The sequence below is a fragment of the Streptococcus humanilactis genome (genome assembly GCF_019448275.1).
In the GTDB taxonomy this organism is placed as follows: domain Bacteria; phylum Bacillota; class Bacilli; order Lactobacillales; family Streptococcaceae; genus Streptococcus; species Streptococcus humanilactis.
Map to the genome: position 1 here is coordinate 216,728 of NZ_JAHXBZ010000003.1, position 237 is coordinate 216,964.

Below are 237 nucleotides of genomic sequence, written 5' to 3' on the forward strand. Positions count from 1 at the left end.
GGCTGGATTTCCTTCTGGTGTTGTTACTGTTGCGTTTCCTTTATCGTCTACTACAACTTTAGATCCTGGGTTGACTGCCTCAATTGCTTTCTTAACTTTTGCTTTTTCTTCATCTGTTAATTTGGCTGGATCTTTAACTTCTACCTTAGCTGCTGGTGTGTTTACTGCATTTCCTGCATTTGCTTTACCTGCATCTGCTGCTGACTTAGTTACGTCTGCTGCTGGAATTACAGCTGT

At 41.8% G+C, this 237-nt stretch carries 1 pseudogene; it reads right to left on the reverse strand.

The features are described 5' to 3' along the window. Positions 1-237, reverse strand: a pseudogene (locus tag KV696_RS06470) (hypothetical protein); the annotation flags it as partial.